The following is an 18096-nucleotide window of genomic DNA, read 5'->3' as shown; positions in this document are numbered from 1 at the left end:
GAAGATGTAACGGGGCTCAAACCATACACCGAAGCTACGGGTATCACCTTCGGGTGATGCGGTAGAGGAGCGTTCTGTAAGCCTGTGAAGGTGAGTTGAGAAGCTTGCTGGAGGTATCAGAAGTGCGAATGCTGACATGAGTAACGACAATGGGTGTGAAAAACACCCACGCCGAAAGACCAAGGTTTCCTGCGCAACGTTAATCGACGCAGGGTTAGTCGGTCCCTAAGGCGAGGCTGAAAAGCGTAGTCGATGGAAAACAGGTTAATATTCCTGTACTTCTGGTTATTGCGATGGAGGGACGGAGAAGGCTAGGCCAGCTTGGCGTTGGTTGTCCAAGTTTAAGGTGGTAGGCTGGAATCTTAGGTAAATCCGGGATTCTAAGGCCGAGAGCTGATGACGAGTGTTCTTTTAGAACACGAAGTGGTTGATGCCATGCTTCCAAGAAAAGCTTCTAAGCTTCAGGTAACCAGGAACCGTACCCCAAACCGACACAGGTGGTTGGGTAGAGAATACCAAGGCGCTTGAGAGAACTCGGGTGAAGGAACTAGGCAAAATGGCACCGTAACTTCGGGAGAAGGTGCGCCGGTGAGGGTGAAGGACTTGCTCCGTAAGCCCACGCCGGTCGAAGATACCAGGCCGCTGCGACTGTTTATTAAAAACACAGCACTCTGCAAACACGAAAGTGGACGTATAGGGTGTGACGCCTGCCCGGTGCCGGAAGGTTAATTGATGGGGTTAGCTAACGCGAAGCTCTTGATCGAAGCCCCGGTAAACGGCGGCCGTAACTATAACGGTCCTAAGGTAGCGAAATTCCTTGTCGGGTAAGTTCCGACCTGCACGAATGGCGTAACGATGGCGGCGCTGTCTCCACCCGAGACTCAGTGAAATTGAAATCGCTGTGAAGATGCAGTGTATCCGCGGCTAGACGGAAAGACCCCGTGAACCTTTACTATAGCTTTGCACTGGACTTTGAATTTGCTTGTGTAGGATAGGTGGGAGGCTTTGAAGCGTGGACGCCAGTTCGCGTGGAGCCAACCTTGAAATACCACCCTGGCAACTTTGAGGTTCTAACTCAGGTCCGTTATCCGGATCGAGGACAGTGTATGGTGGGTAGTTTGACTGGGGCGGTCTCCTCCTAAAGAGTAACGGAGGAGTACGAAGGTGCGCTCAGACCGGTCGGAAATCGGTCGTAGAGTATAAAGGCAAAAGCGCGCTTGACTGCGAGACAGACACGTCGAGCAGGTACGAAAGTAGGTCTTAGTGATCCGGTGGTTCTGTATGGAAGGGCCATCGCTCAACGGATAAAAGGTACTCCGGGGATAACAGGCTGATACCGCCCAAGAGTTCATATCGACGGCGGTGTTTGGCACCTCGATGTCGGCTCATCACATCCTGGGGCTGAAGCCGGTCCCAAGGGTATGGCTGTTCGCCATTTAAAGTGGTACGCGAGCTGGGTTTAGAACGTCGTGAGACAGTTCGGTCCCTATCTGCCGTGGACGTTTGAGATTTGAGAGGGGCTGCTCCTAGTACGAGAGGACCGGAGTGGACGAACCTCTGGTGTTCCGGTTGTCACGCCAGTGGCATTGCCGGGTAGCTATGTTCGGAAAAGATAACCGCTGAAAGCATCTAAGCGGGAAACTTGCCTCAAGATGAGATCTCACTGGGACCTTGAGTCCCCTGAAGGGCCGTCGAAGACTACGACGTTGATAGGTTGGGTGTGTAAGCGCTGTGAGGCGTTGAGCTAACCAATACTAATTGCCCGTGAGGCTTGACCATATAACACCCAAGCAATTTGCTTACTTCGAAAGAAGCATCAGATTGCGGTGTGTGAAGACGAAATGAACCGAAAGTTCGAGAGCAACACACAAATCTATTACATACCCAATTTGCTGAAGCGAGGCCATCCGGCCACGACTCAGTACCCGAATTTCTTGACGACCATAGAGCGTTGGAACCACCTGATCCCATCCCGAACTCAGCAGTGAAACGATGCATCGCCGATGGTAGTGTGGGGTTTCCCCATGTGAGAGTAGGTCATCGTCAAGATTAAATTCCGAAACCCCTATCTGCGTATGCAGGTAGGGGTTTTGTTTTTGTCCGCAGGAAATCCACGGCTGCTGGATTTCTATGCAATCGCTCGATGCGTGGCTATCATGCGGGCCTCATTGTGAGGCGAGACCTGCATGCTGACGTTGTTAAAGCTTCTTAAAGATGGCCGATTCCATTCGGGTCAAGCATTGGGTGCCGCCCTGGGCGTCAGTCGTAGTGCTGTGTGGAAGCAGCTTCAGCATTTGGAAGCTGAGCTGGGTTTGTCTATTCATAAGGTTCGTGGGCGCGGCTATCAATTGTCCGCGCCATTGGCGCTGCTCGATCCTGCCGAGATAAGCGCTCAGGCGCATTCTTGCGCCTGGCCCGTCCAGGTTTACGACTCAATCGACTCCACGAATGCCGAGGCACTGCGCGCTATCGAGCGCGGGCAAGCGGCACCCTTTGTGGTGCTTTCGGAGCGGCAGACAGCCGGGCGCGGGCGACGTGGTCGCAAGTGGGTGAGTCCATTCGCAGAAAACGTCTATTACAGCCTGGTGCTACGCATTGATGGCGGGATGCGTCAGCTGGAGGGCTTGAGTCTCGTCGTTGGACTCGCTGTCTTGCAGACGTTGCGCGAGCTCGGTATTGCAGCCGCTGGATTGAAATGGCCTAACGATGTTCTTGTAGGTCAGAAAAAGATCGCGGGAATACTGCTCGAGTTGGTTGGTGATCCTGCTGATGTGTGCCACGTGGTCCTGGGGGTGGGAATCAATGTGAACATGCAGTCCGCTGATGAGGTGGACCAGCAGTGGACATCCCTGCGGCTCGAGTCAGGCAAATTGTTTGATCGCAACCAATTGGTTGCGATGCTGGGGGAGATGCTGCAGCGATACCTGGCTCGTCACCAGGCGGGTGGTTTTTTGGCCATCCAGTCGGAGTGGGAGCAAAATCACCTGTGGCAGGGGCGAAGCGTGTCGTTGATTGCCGGCGTCAATCAAATTGATGGTGAAGTGCTTGGTATTGATGGCCAGGGCGCTTTGCGCCTGAAGGTGGATGGTGTGGAGAAAGTCTTCAGTGGTGGTGAGTTGAGCCTGAGGTTGCGTGATGATTCTTGAGCTCGATTGTGGGAATAGTTTCATCAAGTGGCGTGTGCTTGCCGTTAATGCCGGGCGGGTGCTGGGTGAGGGGGTCGTCGATTCCAATCTTGCATTGCTGGAGGGGTTGGGGGCGCTCAAAGGGCTTGCCCTCACGTTTTGCCGGCTGGTGAGCGTCAGGACCGCGGAGGAAACCGCTGCGCTGACGTCTTTGCTCAAGGACACTTTTGATGTGCCGGTTGTGTGCGCAACGCCAGCGCGCGAAATGTCAGGCGTGCGCAATGGGTATGAGGAGTTTGAACGGCTGGGGCTGGATCGGTGGCTTGCAATGCTCGGAGGCTTTCATCTGGCTTCAGGTGCGTGCCTGGTGCTCGATTTCGGTACGGCCGTGACTGCTGACTTTATCGCGGCGGATGGAGAGCACTTGGGAGGTTTCATCTGTCCGGGGATGCCGTTGATGCGCAACCAGTTGCGCACCCACACTCGCAAGATTCGTTATGGGGATCTGGCGGCCGAGCAGGCTCTGGAAAATATTGTTCCAGGTCGCGCGACTGTCGAGGCTGTAGAGCGTGGTTGTCTGTTGATGTTGCGCGGTTTCGTGCTGACCCAGCTCGAATTGGCGCGCAGTTACTGGGGTGAGGACTTTGTCGTATTTCTCACCGGGGGGGATGCGAGCCTGGTCACTGAGGTCGTGCCTCGGGCCAGGGTAGTTCCGGACTTGGTGTTTGTCGGATTGGCCATGGCCTGTCCCTTGTCCTGAGGTTTTTATGCGTTGGTTGTTTCTGCTGCTGCTTGTCCTCAATGGCTTCTACTACATCTGGCATCAACAAGAGGCTCCTCTGCGCGCGAAGGATGTCACGCCTTTGAGTCTGTATCGCGGATCTCAACAAGATATCCGCTTGTTGAGCGAAGCAAGTGACGTATCCAAGGATAAGGGTAAAGCTGTCTCGACAGACAATGGCTGCCTTTATTTGGGCGGCTATACGCGCCAGGAGGCCGCGCAGGCGGTCGAGCGACGTTTGAGCGGGATGGAGGTCAAGTATCAGTCCCTGCCGAAAGCTGCGACCGAAGGGGCAGGGTATTGGGTGCGTATTGCACCGGAAAGCCGGCGTTGGCTGGACGATTTGCAGCTGCTAAACCTTTCTAAAGAATTCAATGAGTTAAAACATAAAATAATGCCGTGCGAGGGGGTTGCACCCGCCGAATAGTTTGCATAGAATGGCGCCCGCTCCACAGCGAACACCGGAAACGGTTAACGGTGTGAAGCGAGGTCAACGCAGCTAAGCTCAGGTTTTTAATGAGAAAAATGCTTGACAGAAGGCTGGCATGATGTAGAATGCCGGCTCGCTTAGGAGGGGTTCCCGAGCGGCCAAAGGGATCAGACTGTAAATCTGACGTCTACGACTTCGAAGGTTCGAATCCTTCCCCCTCCACCATTTTTAGCGAGAGCTGTAAGCCTCGCGGGTATAGTTTAGTGGTAGAACCTCAGCCTTCCAAGCTGATGATGCGGGTTCGATTCCCGCTACCCGCTCCAAGTTTACAGGTTTTGCACAGTGTTACGCTCTTGTAGCTCAGTTGGTAGAGCACACCCTTGGTAAGGGTGAGGTCAGCGGTTCAAATCCGCTCAAGAGCTCCATATAACAAGGCAGATATGAAAATATCTGCCTTTGTTTTAGGTGGTAGTGGTTGCGCCTGATTGTGTTTCTGAGGGTTGCCGGTGTCGTAGATGTCGGTGTTGCAGCCAGGATCGCCTGGTAAGTGTTGTAAAGTCTTTTTCGGGTCGGCATAATGGTCGGCCTGATTTTGTTTTAGGTCAGTAGCTCAATTGGCAGAGCGACGGTCTCCAAAACCGTAGGTTGGGGGTTCGATTCCCTCCTGACCTGCCAGATTCACTCGGTGTGTCTGGCTTTCTTTTCACAGGATCTTCATAGATGACTCCTAAAGCTGAAGCTCAAGGCTCTCGTTTCGACCTCCTCAAGTGGCTTGTAGTAGTCGCTCTGGTGGTTGTTGGCGTTGTTGGCAATCAGTACTTTTCTGCTTCGCCGATCCTGTACCGCGTACTCGCATTGCTTGCTATTGCTGCCGTAGCTGCCTTTGTAGGCCTGCAGACGGTCAAGGGCAAGTCTTTCTTTGTACTGGTTAAGGAAGCACGCACCGAAATTCGTAAAGTCGTTTGGCCAACTCGCCAAGAAACCACGCAGACCACGTTGATCGTTGTGGCTGTTGTCCTGGTTATGGCGTTGCTGTTGTGGGGGCTTGATTCCCTGCTCGGTTGGCTTGTTTCCTTGATCGTCGGCTAAGGGTGTCCCGTGGCTAAGCGTTGGTATGTTGTGCATGCTTACTCCGGTTACGAGAAGCATGTAATGCGCTCGCTGATCGAGCGCGTAAAGCTGGCCGGTATGGAAGATGGCTTCGGCGAGATTCTGGTTCCCACTGAAGAAGTGGTTGAAATGCGCAATGGCCAGAAGCGCAAAAGCGAACGCAAGTTCTTCCCTGGCTATGTGCTGGTGCAGATGGATATGAACGAGGGTACTTGGCACTTGGTCAAGGATACTCCTCGGGTGATGGGTTTCATTGGCGGTACTGCCGACAAGCCTGCGCCAATCACCGATAAAGAAGCAGAAGCAATTCTGCGCCGCGTTGCCGATGGCAGCGACAAGCCGAAGCCGAAGACGTTGTTCGAGCCGGGCGAGTCGGTGCGTGTCAATGACGGTCCGTTCGCAGACTTTACCGGTGTTGTTGAAGAAGTTAACTACGAAAAGAGCCGGATCCAGGTCGCAGTGCTCATTTTCGGTCGCTCTACTCCGGTGGAGCTCGAGTTCAGCCAGGTCGAAAAGGTCTAGTTGAACAAAAATCCCAACCCCGCAGCCGTAGGCTGTGGGGTTTTGTCGTCACTGGGATAAACGCGCAAGTAACCGGGGAGCCTTTCGAGGCGTTTGAACCCGTAATTGGAGTGCCTCATGGCCAAGAAGATTACCGCTTACATCAAGCTGCAAGTGAAAGCCGCTCAGGCTAACCCAAGCCCACCTGTTGGTCCTGCTCTGGGTCAGCACGGCGTGAACATCATGGAATTCTGCAAGGCTTTCAACGCCCGTACTCAGGGTCTTGAGCCAGGTCTGCCGACTCCAGTGATCATCACTGTCTATAGCGACCGTAGCTTCACTTTCGAAACCAAATCCACCCCTGCTTCGGTTCTGCTGAAGAAGGCGGCCGGTCTGACCAGCGGTTCCGCTCGTCCGAACACCGTTAAGGTTGGCACCGTGACTCGTGCTCAGCTGGAAGAAATCGCGAAAACCAAAAACGCGGATCTGACTGCAGCTGATATGGAAGCAGCCGTGCGTACTATCGCCGGTTCTGCTCGTAGCATGGGCCTTAACGTGGAGGGTGTGTAATGGCTAAGCTGACCAAGCGTCAAAAGGCTATCGCCGGCAAAATCGAAGCAGGCAAGGCCTACAACTTTGTAGACGCCGCTGCTCTGCTGGCCGAGCTGTCGACTGTCAAGTTCAGCGAGTCGTTCGACGTAGCTGTAAACCTGGGTGTTGACCCGCGTAAATCCGACCAGGTCGTTCGTAGCGCTACTGTGCTGCCACACGGCACTGGCAAGACCGTTCGCGTTGCTGTGTTCACCCAGGGTCCAGCTGCTGAAGCCGCTCTGGCTGCCGGCGCTGATCGCGTAGGCATGGACGACCTGGCTGCCGAAATGAAAGGCGGCGACCTGAACTATGACGTAGTGATCGCATCCCCGGATGCAATGCGCGTTGTAGGTCAGTTGGGTCAGATCCTCGGCCCACGTGGTCTGATGCCTAACCCTAAAGTCGGCACCGTAACCCCAGACGTAGCTACCGCGGTTAAAAACGCCAAGGCTGGTCAGGTTCGTTATCGCACCGACAAAAACGGCATCATCCACACTTCCGTTGGCAAGATCGGCTTCGACGCCGTCAAGCTGAAGGAAAACGTTGAAGCCCTGATCGCTGATCTGAAGCGTATCAAGCCAGCTTCCTCGAAAGGCATTTACGTCAAGCGCGTTACCCTGAGCACCACTATGGGCCCAGGTCTGGTCATCGACCAAAGCTCGCTCGACGCGTAAGACACAGATTGGCGCAAGCGATTGCGCCAATTGAAAAATTGGGGTCCCTGCCTGGCGGGGGCTATCCAAGACCGTAGGCGACGCAAGTCTTAAACCACAAGCCTACGCAGATGGTGCTCCCGGTTCCTTACCGAATCAGACACCAAAACGACATCCGGTTTCGACCAGATGAAACGGTAACAAGCAGGAGTTAAACCCGTGGCAATTAAACTCGAAGACAAGAAGGCCATCGTCGCTGAAGTCAACGAGGCTGCCAAAGTCGCTCTGTCCGCTGTCGTGGCTGATGCCCGTGGCGTAACAGTAGGCGCGATGACCGGACTCCGTAAAGAGGCTCGTGAAGCTGGCGTTTACGTACGTGTTGTACGTAACACCCTGCTCAAGCGCGCTGTTGCTGACACTGAATTCAGTGTCCTCAACGACGTGTTCACTGGCCCTACCCTGATTGCGTTCTCCAAGGAACATCCAGGCGCTGCTGCCCGGATCTTCAAGGAATTCGCAAAGGGTCAGGACAAGTTCGAGATCAAGGCAGCTGCGTTCGAGGGCAAGTTCCTCGCAGCTAACCAAATCGACGTACTGGCAACTCTGCCGACCCGTGACGAAGCAATTTCTCAGCTGATGAGCGTGATTCAAGGCGCTACCAGCAAATTGGCTCGTACTCTGGCGGCAATTCGCGACCAGAAAGAAGCTGCTGCAGCCTAAGGCTCGTCAACTTCTCGCGTTTTTTGTTTTTTTCGATGGTCGCGTAGGCCGTCCCCAATATCAGGAATTAGATTCATGTCTATCTCTCAGAACGATATCCTTGAAGCAGTTGGCAACATGTCCGTAATGGAAGTTGTTGAGCTGATCAAAGCTTTCGAAGAAAAATTCGGTGTTACCGCTGCTGCTGCTTCGGCTGGTCCAGCTGCTGCTGCCGCTGTTGTTGAAGAGCAAACTGAATTCAACGTCATGCTGCTGGAAGCTGGCGAGAAGAAAGTTAACGTGATCAAGGCAGTACGTGAACTGACCGGTCTGGGCCTGAAAGAAGCCAAGGCTGTAGTTGACGGCGCTCCTGCAATGGTTCTGGAAGCAGTGACCAAAGATGCAGGCGACAAAGCCAAAGCAACTCTGGAAGAAGCAGGCGCTAAAGTCGAGCTGAAGTAAGCATCGACTTTGCGTCTCCAGCCCGAGCGTTAAGCGACAGGCTGATGGCTGGTGGCTCTTGCCACCGGCCTTTTTCCGTTATTGGCAGCCGACTGGGTCGGTGCCGATAACGTGCTGTAACCACCCGATGCGGTGGCGCAAACCATGGGGTTTGCACGATTTTCTGGCTGCTCCCGTCGGGAGGGGCCAAACAAGCAGGTGACCAAGCTGGGGAACGCTGATGGCTTACTCATATACTGAGAAAAAACGTATCCGCAAGGACTTTAGCAAGTTGCCGGACGTCATGGATGTGCCGTACCTCCTGGCCATCCAGCTGGATTCGTATCGTGAATTCTTGCAAGCGGGAGCGACTAAAGATCAGTTCCGCGACGTGGGCCTGCATGCGGCCTTCAAATCCGTTTTCCCGATCATCAGCTACTCCGGCAATGCTGCGCTGGAGTACGTCGGATATCGTCTGGGCGAACCGGCATTTGATGTCAAAGAATGCGTATTGCGCGGTGTTACTTACGCCGTACCTTTGCGGGTAAAAGTGCGCCTGATCATTTTCGACAAAGAGTCGTCGAACAAAGCGATCAAGGACATCAAAGAGCAAGAAGTCTACATGGGTGAAATCCCCCTGATGACTGAAAACGGTACCTTCGTAATCAACGGTACCGAGCGTGTAATCGTTTCCCAGCTGCACCGTTCCCCGGGCGTGTTCTTCGACCACGACCGTGGCAAGACGCACAGCTCCGGTAAACTGCTGTACTCCGCGCGCATCATTCCTTACCGCGGTTCGTGGCTGGACTTCGAGTTCGACCCGAAAGACTGCGTATTCGTGCGTATCGACCGTCGTCGCAAGCTGCCTGCCTCGGTACTGCTGCGCGCGCTGGGCTATACCACTGAAGAAGTGCTGGACGCGTTCTATACCACCAACGTATTCCACGTGAAGGGCGAGACCCTGAGCCTGGAGCTGGTGCCTCAGCGCCTGCGCGGTGAAATCGCTGTCCTCGATATTCTGGATGACAAGGGCAAGGTTATTGTCGAGCAGGGTCGTCGTATCACCGCTCGCCACATCAACCAGCTGGAAAAAGCCGGGATCAAAGAGCTGGATGTGCCTCTGGACTACGTCCTGGGTCGCACAACCGCCAAGGTCATCGTGCATCCGGCAACCGGCGAAATCCTGGCAGAGTGCAACACCGAGCTGAACACCGAGATCCTGGCCAAAATCGCCAAGGCTCAGGTTGTTCGCATCGAAACTCTGTACACCAACGATATCGACTGCGGTCCGTTCGTCTCCGACACCCTGAAGATCGACTCCACCAGCAACCAATTGGAAGCGCTGGTCGAGATCTATCGCATGATGCGTCCAGGCGAGCCGCCAACCAAGGACGCTGCCGAGACCCTGTTCAACAACCTGTTCTTCAGCCCTGAGCGCTATGACCTGTCTGCGGTCGGCCGGATGAAGTTCAACCGTCGTATCGGTCGTACCGAGATCGAAGGTTCGGGCGTGCTGTGCAAGGAAGACATCGTCGCGGTACTGAAGACCCTGGTCGACATCCGTAACGGTAAAGGCATCGTCGATGACATCGACCACCTGGGTAACCGTCGTGTTCGCTGCGTAGGCGAAATGGCCGAGAACCAGTTCCGCGTTGGCCTGGTACGTGTTGAGCGTGCGGTCAAAGAGCGTCTGTCGATGGCTGAAAGCGAAGGCTTGATGCCGCAAGACCTGATCAACGCCAAGCCAGTGGCTGCGGCGGTGAAAGAGTTCTTCGGTTCCAGCCAGCTGTCCCAGTTCATGGACCAGAACAACCCGCTGTCCGAGATCACCCACAAGCGTCGTGTTTCTGCACTCGGCCCTGGCGGTCTGACTCGTGAGCGTGCCGGCTTCGAAGTGCGTGACGTACACCCGACTCACTACGGTCGTGTATGCCCGATTGAAACACCGGAAGGTCCGAACATCGGTCTGATCAACTCCCTGGCTGCCTATGCGCGCACCAACCAGTACGGCTTCCTGGAAAGCCCGTACCGTGTGGTGAAAGACGCTCTGGTCACCGACGAGATCGTATTCCTGTCCGCCATCGAAGAAGCCGATCACGTGATCGCTCAGGCCTCGGCCACGATGAACGACAAGAAAGTCCTGATCGACGAGCTGGTAGCTGTTCGTCACTTGAACGAATTCACCGTCAAGGCGCCGGAAGACGTCACCTTGATGGACGTATCGCCGAAGCAGGTAGTTTCGGTTGCTGCGTCGCTGATTCCGTTCCTCGAGCACGACGACGCCAACCGTGCGTTGATGGGTTCGAACATGCAGCGTCAAGCTGTACCAACCCTGCGCGCTGACAAGCCGCTGGTAGGTACCGGCATGGAGCGTAACGTAGCCCGTGACTCCGGCGTTTGCGTCGTGGCTCGTCGTGGCGGCGTGATCGACTCCGTCGACGCCAGCCGTATCGTGGTTCGTGTTGCCGATGACGAAGTTGAAACCGGTGAAGCCGGTGTCGACATCTACAACCTGACCAAGTACACCCGCTCCAACCAGAACACCTGCATCAACCAGCGTCCGCTGGTGCGTAAGGGTGATCGGGTTCAGCGTAGCGACATCATGGCCGACGGTCCGTCCACCGACATGGGTGAACTGGCACTGGGTCAGAACATGCGCATCGCGTTCATGGCATGGAACGGCTTCAACTTCGAAGACTCCATCTGCCTGTCCGAGCGTGTTGTTCAGGAAGACCGTTTCACCACGATCCACATCCAGGAACTGACCTGTGTGGCCCGTGACACCAAGCTTGGCCCAGAGGAAATCACTGCCGACATCCCGAACGTGGGTGAAGCGGCACTGAACAAGCTGGACGAAGCCGGTATCGTTTACGTAGGTGCTGAAGTTGGCGCAGGCGACATCCTGGTCGGTAAGGTCACTCCGAAAGGCGAGACCCAGCTGACTCCGGAAGAAAAACTGCTGCGTGCGATCTTCGGTGAAAAAGCCAGCGACGTTAAAGACACCTCCCTGCGTGTACCTACCGGTACCAAAGGTACTGTCATCGACGTACAGGTCTTCACCCGCGACGGCGTTGAGCGTGATGCTCGTGCCCTGTCGATCGAGAAGTCCCAGCTGGACGAGATCCGCAAGGACCTGAACGAAGAGTTCCGCATCGTTGAAGGTGCTACTTTCGAACGTCTGCGTTCCGCTCTGGTCGGCCACAAAGCCGAAGGCGGCGCCGGTCTGAAGAAAGGCCAGGACATCACCGACGAAGTTCTCGACGGTCTTGAGCACGGCCAGTGGTTCAAACTGCGCATGGCTGAAGATGCTTTGAACGAGCAGCTCGAGAAGGCTCAGGCCTACATCGTTGATCGTCGCCGTCTGCTGGACGACAAGTTCGAAGACAAGAAGCGCAAACTGCAGCAGGGCGATGACCTGGCTCCAGGCGTGCTGAAAATCGTCAAGGTCTACCTGGCAATCCGTCGTCGCATCCAGCCGGGCGACAAGATGGCCGGTCGTCACGGTAACAAGGGTGTGGTCTCCGTGATCATGCCGGTTGAAGACATGCCGCACGATGCCAATGGCACCCCGGTAGACGTCGTCCTCAACCCGTTGGGCGTACCTTCGCGTATGAACGTTGGTCAGATCCTTGAAACCCACCTGGGCCTCGCGGCCAAGGGTCTGGGCGAGAAGATCAACCGCATGATTGAAGAGCAGCGCAAGGTTGCCGAGCTGCGCAAGTTCCTGCACGAGATCTATAACGAGATCGGCGGTCGCCAGGAAAGCCTCGATGACTTCTCGGACCAGGAAATCCTGGATCTGGCTCAAAACCTGCGTGGCGGCGTTCCAATGGCCACTCCAGTGTTCGACGGCGCCAAGGAAAGCGAAATCAAGGCCATGCTGAAACTGGCGGACCTGCCAGAAAGCGGCCAGATGCAGCTGACCGACGGCCGTACCGGCAACAAGTTCGAGCGCCCGGTTACCGTTGGCTACATGTACATGCTGAAGCTGAACCACTTGGTAGACGACAAGATGCACGCTCGTTCTACCGGTTCGTACAGCCTGGTTACCCAGCAGCCGCTGGGTGGTAAGGCGCAGTTCGGTGGTCAGCGTTTCGGGGAGATGGAGGTCTGGGCACTGGAAGCATACGGTGCCGCTTACACTCTGCAAGAAATGCTCACAGTGAAGTCGGACGATGTGAACGGCCGTACCAAGATGTACAAGAACATCGTGGATGGCGATCACCGTATGGAGCCGGGCATGCCCGAGTCCTTCAACGTGTTGATCAAGGAAATTCGTTCCCTCGGCATCGATATCGATCTGGAAACCGAATAACACGTGACGCGAATCGAGAGCGGGGCAGGATTGCCCGCTCTCTGCTCCGCCAGGAGGAAAGGCCTTGAAAGACCTACTGAATTTGCTGAAAAACCAGGGTCAAGTCGAAGAGTTCGACGCCATCCGTATCGGATTGGCATCGCCTGAGATGATCCGTTCGTGGTCGTTCGGTGAAGTTAAAAAGCCGGAAACCATCAACTACCGTACGTTCAAACCTGAGCGTGACGGCCTGTTCTGCGCCAAGATCTTTGGCCCGGTAAAGGATTACGAGTGCCTGTGCGGTAAGTACAAGCGCTTGAAGCACCGTGGTGTGATCTGCGAGAAGTGCGGCGTTGAAGTCGCGCTGGCAAAAGTTCGTCGTGAGCGCATGGCGCACATCGAACTGGCCTCGCCAGTTGCCCACATCTGGTTCCTGAAATCGCTGCCGTCCCGTATCGGCTTGCTGATGGACATGACCCTGCGTGATATCGAGCGCGTTCTCTACTTCGAGAGCTACGTCGTTATCGATCCAGGCATGACCACCCTTGAAAAAGGTCAGCTGCTCAACGACGAGCAGTACTTCGAAGCGCTGGAAGAGTTCGGCGACGATTTCGATGCCCGCATGGGTGCCGAAGCTGTCCGTGAACTGCTGCACGCTATCGACCTGGAACACGAGATTGGCCGCCTGCGTGAAGAGATTCCGCAAACCAACTCCGAAACCAAGATCAAGAAGCTGTCCAAGCGTCTGAAGTTGATGGAAGCCTTCCAGGGTTCCGGCAACCTGCCAGAGTGGATGGTGCTGACCGTTCTGCCGGTTCTGCCGCCAGATCTGCGTCCACTGGTCCCGCTGGATGGCGGTCGCTTCGCGACTTCCGACCTCAACGATCTGTATCGTCGAGTGATCAACCGTAACAACCGCTTGAAGCGCCTGCTGGATCTGTCCGCTCCGGACATCATCGTGCGCAACGAAAAGCGTATGTTGCAGGAAGCTGTCGACGCACTGCTCGACAACGGTCGTCGTGGTCGCGCTATCACCGGTTCCAACAAGCGTCCTCTGAAATCCCTGGCTGACATGATCAAGGGTAAGCAGGGTCGTTTCCGTCAGAACTTGCTCGGTAAGCGTGTTGACTACTCCGGCCGTTCGGTAATTACCGTAGGTCCAACCCTGCGTCTTCACCAGTGCGGTCTGCCGAAGAAAATGGCTCTCGAGCTGTTCAAGCCGTTCATTTTCGGCAAGCTTGAAATGCGTGGTCTCGCTACCACCATCAAGGCTGCCAAGAAGATGGTCGAGCGCGAGCTGCCAGAGGTCTGGGACGTTCTCGCTGAAGTGATTCGCGAACACCCGGTTCTTCTCAACCGTGCACCGACCCTTCACCGTCTGGGTATCCAGGCGTTTGAACCGGTACTGATCGAAGGTAAGGCTATCCAGCTGCACCCTCTGGTCTGCGCCGCGTACAACGCCGACTTCGACGGCGACCAAATGGCCGTGCACGTACCGCTGACGCTGGAAGCCCAGCTCGAAGCGCGTGCGTTGATGATGTCGACCAACAACATTCTGTCGCCAGCCAACGGTGAGCCAATCATCGTTCCGTCGCAGGACGTTGTATTGGGTCTGTACTACATGACTCGTGAAGCGATCAACGCCAAGGGCGAAGGTCGTGTGTTCGCGGATCTGCAGGAAGTTGACCGTGTGTTCCGTGCCGGCGAAGCCGCACTGCACGCCAAGGTCAAGGTGCGGATCAACGAAACCGTCAACGACCGTGATGGCGGCAGCGTGAGCAACACCCGTATCGTCGACACCACTGTCGGCCGTGCTCTGTTGTTCCAGGTTGTGCCAAAGGGTCTGTCGTACGACGTCGTCAACCTACCGATGAAGAAAAAGGCGATCTCCAAGCTGATCAACCAGTGCTATCGCGTGGTTGGTTTGAAAGAGACTGTGATCTTCGCTGACCAGTTGATGTACACCGGTTTTGCTTACTCGACCATTTCCGGCGTTTCCATCGGTGTTAACGACTTCGTTATCCCGGATGAGAAAGCCCGCATCATCGCGGCTGCAACCGATGAAGTGAAAGAGATCGAAAGTCAGTACGCCTCGGGCCTGGTAACTCAGGGCGAGAAGTACAACAAAGTAATCGACCTTTGGTCGAAAGCGAACGACGAAGTCTCCAAGGCAATGATGTCGAACCTCTCGAAAGAGAAGGTTATCGACCGTCACGGCAACGAAGTCGACCAAGAGTCTTTCAACTCGATGTACATGATGGCTGACTCGGGTGCGCGGGGTTCCGCAGCACAGATCCGTCAGCTGGCCGGTATGCGTGGTCTGATGGCCAAGCCGGACGGCTCCATCATCGAAACGCCGATTACGGCGAACTTCCGTGAAGGTTTGAGCGTACTTCAGTACTTCATCTCCACTCACGGTGCTCGTAAGGGTCTTGCGGATACTGCGTTGAAAACCGCTAACTCCGGTTACTTGACGCGTCGTCTGGTAGACGTTGCGCAGGATCTGGTTGTGACCGAAGTTGACTGCGGGACCGAACACGGTCTGCTGATGACTCCGCACATCGAAGGCGGTGACGTTGTAGAGCCGTTGGGTGAGCGCGTATTGGGTCGAGTTATCGCCCGTGACGTATTCAAGCCGGGTACCGAGGACGTCATCGTTCCTGCTGGCACCCTGGTAGACGAGAAGTGGGTCGAGTTCATCGAGCTGAACAGCATCGACGAAGTGATCGTGCGTTCGCCAATCAGCTGCGAAACCCGTTTCGGTATTTGCGCCAAGTGCTACGGCCGCGATCTGGCTCGTGGTCACCAGGTGAACATCGGTGAAGCGGTCGGCGTTATCGCTGCCCAGTCCATCGGTGAGCCGGGTACCCAGCTGACGATGCGTACGTTCCACATCGGTGGTGCGGCAAGTCGGACCTCTGCAGCCGACAGCGTTCAGGTGAAGAATGGCGGTACCGTCCGTCTGCATAACCTGAAGCACGTTGAGCGAGTGGATGGTTGCCTGGTTGCTGTGTCCCGTTCCGGTGAGCTGGCCATCGCTGACGACTTCGGTCGTGAGCGCGAGCGTTACAAGCTGCCGTACGGTGCCGTGATTTCGGTTAAAGAAGGTGACAAGGTCGAAGCTGGCGCTATCGTGGCCAAGTGGGATCCGCACACTCACCCAATCGTTACCGAAATGAAAGGTACCGTGACCTACGTGGGCATGGAAGAAGGCATCACGATCAAGCGTCAGACTGACGAATTGACCGGTATGACCAACATTGAAGTACTCGACGCCAAAGATCGTCCAGCTGCCGGTAAGGACATCCGTCCTGCCGTGAAGATGGTCGACGACAACGGCAAGGATCTGTTGCTGCCAGGCACTGACGTTATCGCTCAGTACTTCCTGCCAGCCAACGCCCTGGTCGGTGTAGCGGATGGTGCGAAGATCGCGATCGGTGATGTTATCGCTCGTATCCCGCAAGAGACTTCGAAAACTCGCGACATCACCGGTGGTCTGCCGCGTGTTGCCGACTTGTTCGAGGCCCGTCGTCCGAAGGAAGCGTCGATTCTGGCTGAAGTCAGCGGCACCATCGCGTTCGGTAAAGAGACCAAGGGCAAGCGCCGTCTGGTTATCACCCCGAACGACGGTACCGATCCGTACGAAGAGCTGATTCCGAAGTGGCGTCACCTGAACGTGTTCGAAGGCGAACAGGTAAACCGCGGCGAAGTTATCTCCGACGGTCCGAGCGATCCACACGACATCCTGCGTCTGCTGGGTGTGAGTGCGCTGGCCAAGTACATCGTCAACGAGATCCAGGACGTTTACCGTCTGCAAGGCGTGAAGATCAACGACAAGCACATCGAGACCATCCTGCGTCAGATGCTGCGTAAAGTTGAGATCGCTGAATCCGGCGATTCCAGTTTCATCAAGGGCGACCAGATGGAATTGACTCACGTTCTGGTAGAGAACGAGCGTCTGAGCGGCGAAGACAAGTTTGTCTCCAAGTTCACTCGCGTTCTGCTGGGTATCACCAAGGCGTCGTTGTCCACCGAATCGTTCATCTCGGCGGCTTCCTTCCAGGAAACCACTCGCGTACTGACCGAAGCGGCGGTAACCGGCAAGCGCGATTACCTGCGCGGCCTGAAAGAAAACGTGGTCGTGGGTCGTCTGATCCCGGCTGGTACCGGTCTGGCGTATCACAGCGAGCGTAAGCGCCGCCGTGATGCAGACAAGCCGTTGCGCGTAAGCGCCAGTGAAGTGGAAGCTGCACTGACCGAAGCGCTGAACTCGAGCGGTAACTGAGTTCTGCGGTAAATGAGTGTGAGGCCCTGGTCACTCCGTTCATCGAATCGAGACAATTTGTCGAGATTGGATGAGCGGGGAGGGCGGGGCCTTGCCTTGACTGGGGACAAGATCCTCTTTAGACTCTTGTACCCCTAAATTTGGCGGGAACTCGTTCCTGCCATTTTGCTTTTCTTGCAAGACAATAGCGTCGCAAGACAACAGTGGAGCTAGTAGATGGCAACTATCAACCAGCTGGTACGTCAGCCGCGTAAGCGTATCGTCGAGAAATCCGACGTGCCTGCGCTGCAGAACTGCCCGCAACGCCGTGGCGTGTGCACCCGTGTGTACACCACCACGCCGAAAAAACCTAACTCGGCACTGCGTAAAGTATGCCGTGTGCGTCTGACCAACGGTTTCGAGGTTTCCTCGTACATCGGCGGTGAAGGCCACAACCTGCAAGAACACAGCGTGGTACTGATCCGCGGCGGTCGTGTAAAAGACTTGCCAGGTGTTCGTTACCACACCGTTCGCGGTTCGTTGGATACTTCCGGTGTTAAAGGTCGTAACCAGGGTCGTTCGAAGTACGGTACCAAGCGTCCGAAGTAATCGGCCGTTTTGCAGATTTTCATTTTATTGAGTCGATAAGAGTAAGGTCGGGCACGCATCCATAGGAGCTGTCCCGGGCTAACCTGAAGACCGTTTGAGGGCTTATCAATGCCAAGACGTCGCGTAGCAGCCAAGCGTGAGATTCTGGACGATCCGAAATACGGAAGCCAAATCCTCGCCAAATTCATGAACCACGTAATGGAAAGCGGCAAGAAAGCCGTTGCCGAGCGTATCGTTTATGGTGCCCTGGATACCGTGAAGGCTCGTAAGGCCGGCACCGATCCCCTGGAACTCTTCGAAAAAGCACTCGACGCCATCGCTCCGCTGGTCGAAGTGAAGTCGCGCCGCGTTGGTGGTGCTACTTACCAGGTTCCGGTCGAAGTTCGTCCTTCCCGTCGTAACGCTCTGGCAATGCGCTGGTTGGTAGACTACGCCCGCAAGCGCGGCGAGAAGTCTATGGCTCTGCGTTTGGCTGGCGAACTGTTGGACGCTGCCGAAGGTAAAGGTGCTGCAGTTAAGAAGCGTGAAGACGTTCACCGTATGGCTGAAGCCAACAAGGCTTTCTCGCACTACCGCTTCTAATTTTAGCGTCACTAAT

At 55.5% G+C, this 18096-nt stretch carries 13 protein-coding genes, 4 tRNA genes and 2 rRNA genes (1 of these 19 only partly in view); all 19 read left to right on the top strand.

Annotation, left to right across the window (positions count from 1 at the left end):
• Positions 1-1779: ribosomal RNA gene (locus AC3IT6_RS26350) — 23S ribosomal RNA — on the top strand (it extends 1115 nt beyond the left edge of the window).
• Between the two features lie 154 nt (positions 1780-1933).
• Positions 1934-2049: ribosomal RNA gene (gene rrf, locus AC3IT6_RS26345) — 5S ribosomal RNA — on the top strand.
• 137 nt (positions 2050-2186) lie between these two features.
• Entirely contained in the window at positions 2187-3146 is a 960-nt protein-coding gene (birA, locus tag AC3IT6_RS26340; RefSeq protein ID WP_046041607.1) for a bifunctional biotin--[acetyl-CoA-carboxylase] ligase/biotin operon repressor BirA, read from the top strand.
• Complete coding sequence (locus AC3IT6_RS26335) at positions 3136-3885, top strand: pantothenate kinase (RefSeq protein ID WP_489353582.1); 750 nt, start codon at positions 3136-3138, stop codon at positions 3883-3885. Before birA ends, AC3IT6_RS26335 begins: the two co-directional genes overlap by 11 nt.
• Positions 3886-3892: 7 nt before the next feature.
• The gene (locus AC3IT6_RS26330) at positions 3893-4333 is read left to right on the top strand and encodes a hypothetical protein (RefSeq protein WP_489353581.1); all 441 of its coding nucleotides are present in this window, start codon (positions 3893-3895) and stop codon (positions 4331-4333) included.
• A gap of 143 nt (positions 4334-4476) precedes the next feature.
• A tRNA-Tyr gene (locus AC3IT6_RS26325) sits at positions 4477-4561 on the top strand.
• Between the two features lie 24 nt (positions 4562-4585).
• Positions 4586-4659, top strand: a tRNA-Gly gene (locus AC3IT6_RS26320).
• A 26-nt stretch (positions 4660-4685) separates the two neighbouring features.
• Positions 4686-4761: transfer RNA gene (locus AC3IT6_RS26315), tRNA-Thr, on the top strand.
• A gap of 174 nt (positions 4762-4935) precedes the next feature.
• Positions 4936-5011: transfer RNA gene (locus AC3IT6_RS26310), tRNA-Trp, on the top strand.
• Positions 5012-5056: 45 nt separating this feature from the next.
• Positions 5057-5425, top strand: coding sequence for a preprotein translocase subunit SecE (secE, locus tag AC3IT6_RS26305; protein WP_007984402.1), 369 nt, complete (start codon positions 5057-5059; stop codon positions 5423-5425).
• Positions 5426-5434: 9 nt separating this feature from the next.
• Positions 5435-5968 (top strand): transcription termination/antitermination protein NusG, encoded by a 534-nt coding sequence (gene nusG / locus AC3IT6_RS26300; RefSeq protein ID WP_007984405.1) that lies wholly within the window; start codon positions 5435-5437, stop codon positions 5966-5968.
• 117 nt (positions 5969-6085) lie between these two features.
• Positions 6086-6517 (top strand): 50S ribosomal protein L11, encoded by a 432-nt coding sequence (rplK, locus tag AC3IT6_RS26295; RefSeq protein ID WP_007933726.1) that lies wholly within the window; start codon positions 6086-6088, stop codon positions 6515-6517.
• A complete protein-coding gene (gene rplA / locus AC3IT6_RS26290; RefSeq protein WP_003186095.1) occupies positions 6517-7212 on the top strand; it encodes a 50S ribosomal protein L1 in 696 nt (231 codons plus the stop codon). The genes rplK and rplA overlap by 1 nt, the downstream gene beginning before the upstream one ends.
• 198 nt (positions 7213-7410) lie before the next feature.
• On the top strand, positions 7411-7911 hold the full coding sequence (rplJ, locus tag AC3IT6_RS26285) for a 50S ribosomal protein L10 (RefSeq protein ID WP_007970413.1): 501 nt from the start codon (positions 7411-7413) through the stop codon (positions 7909-7911).
• A gap of 75 nt (positions 7912-7986) precedes the next feature.
• The gene (gene rplL / locus AC3IT6_RS26280) at positions 7987-8352 is read left to right on the top strand and encodes a 50S ribosomal protein L7/L12 (RefSeq protein ID WP_108218340.1); all 366 of its coding nucleotides are present in this window, start codon (positions 7987-7989) and stop codon (positions 8350-8352) included.
• A gap of 220 nt (positions 8353-8572) precedes the next feature.
• On the top strand, positions 8573-12646 hold the full coding sequence (gene rpoB, locus AC3IT6_RS26275) for a DNA-directed RNA polymerase subunit beta (protein ID WP_108218341.1): 4074 nt from the start codon (positions 8573-8575) through the stop codon (positions 12644-12646).
• Positions 12647-12710: 64 nt separating this feature from the next.
• Complete coding sequence (gene rpoC / locus AC3IT6_RS26270) at positions 12711-16910, top strand: DNA-directed RNA polymerase subunit beta' (RefSeq protein WP_108218342.1); 4200 nt, start codon at positions 12711-12713, stop codon at positions 16908-16910.
• 216 nt (positions 16911-17126) lie between these two features.
• Positions 17127-17498, top strand: coding sequence for a 30S ribosomal protein S12 (rpsL, locus tag AC3IT6_RS26265; RefSeq protein WP_003186084.1), 372 nt, complete (start codon positions 17127-17129; stop codon positions 17496-17498).
• A gap of 108 nt (positions 17499-17606) precedes the next feature.
• Positions 17607-18080: a 30S ribosomal protein S7 gene (rpsG, locus tag AC3IT6_RS26260; protein ID WP_007994653.1), complete on the top strand. Its 474-nt coding sequence runs from the start codon at positions 17607-17609 to the stop codon at positions 18078-18080.
• The last annotated feature ends 16 nt before the right edge of the window (positions 18081-18096 follow it).

It is taken from the genome of Pseudomonas sp. KH_017 (assembly GCF_057840285.1).
The sequence above is the reverse complement of the archived record's forward strand: the minus strand, read 5'-3'. Positions and strand labels throughout refer to the sequence as shown.

Bases quoted from the DNA above. Each gene is read 5' to 3' on its own strand.
- birA (WP_046041607.1), top strand. From the start codon at position 2,187: ATGCTGACGTTGTTAAAGCTTCTTAAAGATGGCCGATTCCATTCGGGT.
- AC3IT6_RS26335 (WP_489353582.1), top strand. From the start codon at position 3,136: ATGATTCTTGAGCTCGATTGTGGGAATAGTTTCATCAAGTGGCGTGTG.
- AC3IT6_RS26330 (WP_489353581.1), top strand. From the start codon at position 3,893: ATGCGTTGGTTGTTTCTGCTGCTGCTTGTCCTCAATGGCTTCTACTAC.
- secE (WP_007984402.1), top strand. From the start codon at position 5,057: ATGACTCCTAAAGCTGAAGCTCAAGGCTCTCGTTTCGACCTCCTCAAG.
- rplK (WP_007933726.1), top strand. From the start codon at position 6,086: ATGGCCAAGAAGATTACCGCTTACATCAAGCTGCAAGTGAAAGCCGCT.
- rplA (WP_003186095.1), top strand. From the start codon at position 6,517: ATGGCTAAGCTGACCAAGCGTCAAAAGGCTATCGCCGGCAAAATCGAA.
- rplL (WP_108218340.1), top strand. From the start codon at position 7,987: ATGTCTATCTCTCAGAACGATATCCTTGAAGCAGTTGGCAACATGTCC.
- rpoB (WP_108218341.1), top strand. From the start codon at position 8,573: ATGGCTTACTCATATACTGAGAAAAAACGTATCCGCAAGGACTTTAGC.
- rpsL (WP_003186084.1), top strand. From the start codon at position 17,127: ATGGCAACTATCAACCAGCTGGTACGTCAGCCGCGTAAGCGTATCGTC.
- rpsG (WP_007994653.1), top strand. From the start codon at position 17,607: ATGCCAAGACGTCGCGTAGCAGCCAAGCGTGAGATTCTGGACGATCCG.